General features: G+C 66.7%; 6 protein-coding genes. 2 read left to right on the forward strand and 4 right to left on the reverse strand.

The window, feature by feature from the left end; genetic code table 11:
* A partial coding sequence (locus B1964_RS15850; RefSeq protein WP_139765755.1) for an HNH endonuclease signature motif containing protein occupies window positions 1–1,017 on the forward strand: 1,017 nt, incomplete at its 5' end.
* Window positions 1,018–1,181: 164 nt separating this feature from the next.
* Here B1964_RS15850 and B1964_RS15855 read toward each other — a convergent pair.
* On the reverse strand, window positions 1,182–1,718 hold the full coding sequence (locus tag B1964_RS15855) for a methylated-DNA--[protein]-cysteine S-methyltransferase (protein WP_079930455.1): 537 nt from the start codon (window positions 1,716–1,718) through the stop codon (window positions 1,182–1,184).
* 52 nt (window positions 1,719–1,770) lie between these two features.
* On the opposite strand from B1964_RS15855, the gene B1964_RS15860 reads away from it, so the two are divergent.
* Entirely contained in the window at window positions 1,771–2,556 is a 786-nt protein-coding gene (locus B1964_RS15860) for an aldose epimerase (RefSeq protein ID WP_079930456.1), read from the forward strand.
* 4 nt (window positions 2,557–2,560) lie between these two features.
* Here the strand turns inward: B1964_RS15860 and galK are convergent, their stop codons facing one another.
* The 3 genes from galK to B1964_RS15875 all read right to left on the reverse strand — a co-directional run.
* Window positions 2,561–3,649, reverse strand: a complete 1,089-nt coding sequence (galK, locus tag B1964_RS15865; RefSeq protein ID WP_079930457.1) for a galactokinase — start codon at window positions 3,647–3,649, stop codon at window positions 2,561–2,563.
* Entirely contained in the window at window positions 3,646–4,794 is a 1,149-nt protein-coding gene (galT, locus tag B1964_RS15870) for a galactose-1-phosphate uridylyltransferase (protein WP_079930458.1), read from the reverse strand. The genes galK and galT overlap by 4 nt, the downstream gene beginning before the upstream one ends.
* Window positions 4,791–5,382, reverse strand: a 592-nt coding sequence (locus B1964_RS15875; protein ID WP_079930459.1) for a DeoR/GlpR family DNA-binding transcription regulator, incomplete at its 5' end; no start/stop codon positions are given. The genes galT and B1964_RS15875, both read right to left, overlap by 4 nt.

Genomic DNA, 5,382 nt, shown 5'->3' on the forward strand with positions numbered 1-5,382 from the left:
CCCGATGTTGCCGGGCACTCCTCTCTGGATGCGGTTGTTCCCGCCCATTACGGGGTATTTCTCACGACGCAGATCAACGCCCTCATTGACGAACGCACCTGCCGCAAGGACCCCCGCCGCGTGGGATCGCTGCGGGTGATCGCACTCGGGGAGATCACCGGCGTCCCCGGCGCTCGGCTCGACTGCGAATGCGGCTTGGCCACGTGCACGAAGGGTGGCGGTGCCGTCAACAGTGACTCGGCGGAAACACCCGCCGACGCCGCCGACGCGGCAGCCTGGGACGACCTGCTCCCCAAACCTGCCGACGCCGATGTTCCTGAAGTCGAGGACGTCGAACATCCCGGTGTACCGGAACCTGCCGACGAGGATGACCCCGTTGAGTTCGTCGAGCCCGTCGCCGAACCCGAGATCCCCGACCCCCTGGACGAGCCGATCCCGGATGAGGTTCCGGTCGCGTTCGGGCGTGCCCTGGTAGTACCCGGGGCACCCGTACTGACGGTGTTGAAGGATCCGGACGGGATTCTCGTGCCCCGGTTGCAGGGATACGGGCCCATCGACCGCGACTACGCCACCACCCTCGCCGACGTGGCGAAGACCATCCACTACCCCGAATCCGCCCGGGCCGCGGGACCACTCATCCCGCAGATCGCCGACCGGCCCCAAGCACCACCGGCGGATCCGACCGGACACGGCGGTCACACCGTGCCACCCCCTGGGGCATTGACCTATGCACCCAGCGCCACCCTGCGCGCTGAGGTGTTGGCCAATGATGCGTGGTGCCGGTTTCCGTACTGCGGCATGCCGTCACATCTGTGCGACCTTGATCATTGGCGGCCGTTCAACCATGCCGACCCCGAGGCCGGGGGCTGGACGGTGCTCGGCGACCTGATCCCGCTGTGCCGGGCTGATCATCAGCGGAAACACCTCGCGGAGTGGGTGCCGACGCTCTACGCCGATCGGCGGGTGGAGTGGCGGAGTCGGTGGACGGGGCAGGTGATCGTCACCTACCCGCGGTGACGGCCGCCTTTGCTGTGGGGTGGAACCAGCTGTGACTCAACGGGTCTCGAGGCCCGGCGCCTGGGGGCGCCGGGCACCTCGACCATCGGGGGGAAGGGCCCGACCACCGGGAAGAGGCACCTCGACCACCAGAAAAGGGCACCTCGACCATCCACCGGGCGATCTCAGAACAGCCGACCGGCGTCCTCGGCGGACGGTTCCTCCAGTCCCAGCAGGATTCGTTTGCGCTCGAGCCCACCACCGAATCCGGTAAGCGAACCGTCGGCGCCGATCACCCGATGGCACGGAATGATGATCGCGATCGGATTCCGGCCCACCGCCTGGCCTACCTGCTGCGCCAGCGACCGGTCGCCGAGCTGCGTCGCGATGGCACCGTAGCTCGTTGTCGTGCCGTACGGGATGTCGAGCAGGAGTCGCCATATCGATTCGGCCAGCGCTCCCCCTCGCGGTAGAAGCGGCAGATCGAAGTCCTGCCGGAGTCCGGCGAAGTACTCGTCGAGCTGAGCGACCGCCGGGCTCAGTACCGGGTCGTCGTCACCGGCCAGCGATCCCCATTCCGACTCAGGGATAAGGTGATTGGCGAAGTACAGCCCGATCAGCCACTCCCCCTCGGCAAGCAGGAGAACATCATCGACCGGCGTCGGCACCGACCGATATCGACGGGATACATCGCTGGTTCCGTGTGTCGTGCTCACGCCCACTCCCTCTCGCGTGTGCCACCGAGGCTACCCCTCGGCGCGATACGGTGGACCCATGGCACCCGGCGATCTCGTCCTACGGTCCGGTGAGGCAACGGTTGGCGTCAACCCGGCGTCGGGATCGCTGACCTCGCTCCGCATCAAAGGAACCGAATACCTCTATCAGGGAGCGGGATTCGGATGCTTTCCGATGGCCCCGTGGTGCGGACGGCTGCGCGATGGATTCCTCGACTTCGATGGAGAGCATCATCGATTCCCCCGCAACGATCCTCCACACGCCCTGCACGGTACGGTCCGCGACCATCGCTGGGAGGTGCTCGACCACAGCACCACACGGGCGACCCTGGGCATACGCCTCGAACCGTCATGGCCGTTTCCGGGCAGCGTCGCCCACCAGATCACCCTGACCATCGACAGACTTCGGCTGCAGATGCGAATTCACGCCGATGACAGACCTTTTCCTGCACAGGCCGGATGGCATCCGTGGTTTCGTCGACATCTCGACGACGAGTCGGCCGGATCGTTGGAGCTGCGGTTCGCCCCCGCATGGCAGGAGGAGCGCGGCTCCGATCACCTGCCAACCGGCCGACAGATCGCGCCGCAGGAACCACCGTGGGACGACTGCTTCGCCATGCCCGATGGGGTGGACGTGGTCTGTGAATGGCCGGGGCACTCAAGGATTCACGTTCGCAGCGACGCCCGATGGGTGGTGGTGTACGACATGCGCGAATACGCGGTCTGTGTGGAGCCGCAGTCAGGACCACCCGACGGACTGAACACAGCTCCCCGGGTGGTGACACCGGGTCACGACCTCGTGGTCAGCACCACCTGGTCATGGTGACGTCTCAGCACAGATGCGCCCCACGCCCCGGCCGGACCGCACGGATCGTCGGCGCCGGATAGCCGGCGTCCGCGACGGTCTCCCCCAGTTCGTCGGTGATCCGATGCGCGACTTCATCGCTGCACAACGCGATCACCGACCCGCCGAAGCCACCACCGGTCATTCGTGCCCCGAGCGCACCGAGTTCACACGCACGCTCGGCAATGAGATCGATGTGCTCGGTGGTGATCTCGAAATCATCGCGCATCGATGCGTGGGACAGGCACATCAAACGCCCGAGAGTTGCGAGGTCGCCATGACGCAGAGCCTCCGCCGCGTCGAGAACCCGCGTGTTCTCGGTGAGGATGTGACGGGCTCGAGAACGTTCCGGCTCATCACGGAGCCTCCTCCAGGCTTCCGGATCGACCTCGCGCAGACTGGACACGCCGAGTTCTCCGGCGGCGTTCTCACACGAGAGTCGTCGTTTCGCGTATTCGCCGGCCACATTCTGGTGTGGCGCATGGGAGTCGATCACCAGCAGTCGATGTGCGTCGCCGAGATCCATCGGCACCTCGGTGACCTCCAACGACGAGAAGTCCACCAGCAGAGCCGTATCCGCCCGACCATACAAACTCGACAACTGGTCGAGCAGCCCGGTCGGCGCTCCCACGTAGTCGTTCTCCGCGCGCTGCGCGATCCGGGCGACCTCGAGCGGCGGTAGGGGTCGCTCTGCCGTCAGTGCCAGCAGCACTGCACATTCCAGTGCTGCCGACGACGACAAACCCGACCCCATCGGCACCGTTGAGGTGATCGACATCCGCCCACCCCGCACGACGTGCCCGGACTGCTGCAGCGCCCACACGCATCCGGCGACGTACGCGCCCCAGCCGTCGAGGTCGCCGGGCGCCGTGTCCACCGCGACGGTGATGTCCTGCGACTCGGCTTCGGAGGTGACCGCCAGGACGTCTCCATCGTCGGCGGTGAACGTCACCGACGTTCCCGAGCGCAGCGCGATCGGGAGCGCATATCCGAGGTTGTAGTCGGTGTGTTCACCGATCAGATTGACCCGGCCAGGCGCGTACGCCCGTACCGTGGTGGCGATCTCGGGTGTCATCGCATCACCTCTCGCAGGTCGGCGGCAATGTCCTCGGGGGTCTTGTCGGTGACGAAGGCGCCACGGCCGGACTCCGATCCCGCCAGATACTTGAGTTTGTCCCGACTTCTCCGGACCGAGAACAGTTCTGCATGCAGGTAGCCCTCCGCGGCGGAGTGCCGATACTGATGCCATGACGCGATGTAGGGCAACGGATCACCGTAAAGGCCGTCGTACGCACGCAATACGGCCAGGTACACCGCGGCGATATCGTCGGCCTCGGCGTCGGTCAGCTCGGCCAGCGAGCGCACATGACGTAACGGGTAGATGTGGACCTCTGCGGGCCAGCGCGCCGCGAACGGCACGAATGCCACGGTGTGCTCGGTGCGCCGCAATATCCTTGCTCCGCTGCCGATCTCGGCGTCGATGATCGACTCGAACAGATCACGGCCGGTCGCGTCCCGATGGCATCGCGCAGCGCGGTTCAACGACGCCGTCCGCGGGGTGATGAACGGATAGGCATAGATCTGTCCGTGCGGATGCGACAACGTCACCCCGATCTCCTCGCCACGGTTCTCGAAGCAGAACACTTCCTCGATCCCGTCGCGCGACAACAGGTCGGTGGTGCGCTGCGACCACGCGTCGATGACGAGCCGAGCGCGGTCGACGCTCAACGTCGCGAATGAGCCCTCGTGGTCACTGGTGAAGCAGACGACCTCGCAGCGACCGTATCCGGGAGCGGCCACGAACGGGTCATCGTGGCCGTCGGGCAGCCGGAATCCACTGCCCGCCCGCGCCGTCGACAACGACGGGAAACGATTCTCGAAGACCACCACCTCGTAGTCGTCGGCGGGGATCTCGCTGGATCGGCCCGTCGGGTCGGGGCACAGCGGACACATCTGTCGCGGTGGCTTGTAGGTACGTTCCTGGCGGGCCGGGGCGATCATCACCCACTCACCGGTGCGGGGGTCGCGACGAATCTCATTCGGCGGGTCCGTGGGCCGGGGCGGCAGATCGCGGTGATCGGTGCCGGGTCGCGAGGCGGACTCCGTGGAGAAGAACAAGATCTCGCGGCCATCGGCGAGCGCACCCCGTACCGGCTCGTTCAGCGGCCGACCCGACGAATGCGGTTGCCGCCCACTCTGGTTGCCGTCGACGCCGCTCACCGGTCACTCCCGTCGGCAATGGTGAGGGTGACGACGTCGGCCAGCCGGCGACGATCGGCCGCCGACAACCCGGCATCGGTGATCAGTCGGTCGATGCGGTCGAACTCGGCAAAGAGGTGCGCACCGATCTCCCCGTACTTGGTGTGGTCGGCGAGCACCACCACCGATCGCGCGGTGCCGAGGAGCTTCCGGTTGGTTTCCGCCTCACCGAGATTCGGCGTCGTCAGGCCGGCGTCGGGGTCGATCCCATGGGTCCCGACGAAGGCGAGATCGGTGCGATAGCGTTCGAGCGCCGCGTTGGCCAGCGGTCCGACCAGCGCGTCGGAGGGTGTCCGTTGCCCGCCGGTCAACTGCACGGCCGACGCATCAACCGTGTCGTCGGCGGGGTCGGTCAACACCTCGAAGATGGTGACCGAGTTGGTGATCACGTCCACCGCCCGCCCCCGAAGTGCGCGTGCCAGTTCCAATGTGGTGGTCCCCGCACCGATGGCCACGGTCATCCCGTCCTCGACGAGGTCCAGCGCCGCGCGCGCGATCACCCGCTTGGCACCCGGTTCGCGAGCCGCCTTGAGAGATGACGGCGGCTCC

Origin of the sequence: Gordonia sp. i37 (assembly GCF_002043085.1) — a bacterium.
GTDB lineage: Bacteria > Actinomycetota > Actinomycetes > Mycobacteriales > Mycobacteriaceae > Gordonia > Gordonia polyisoprenivorans.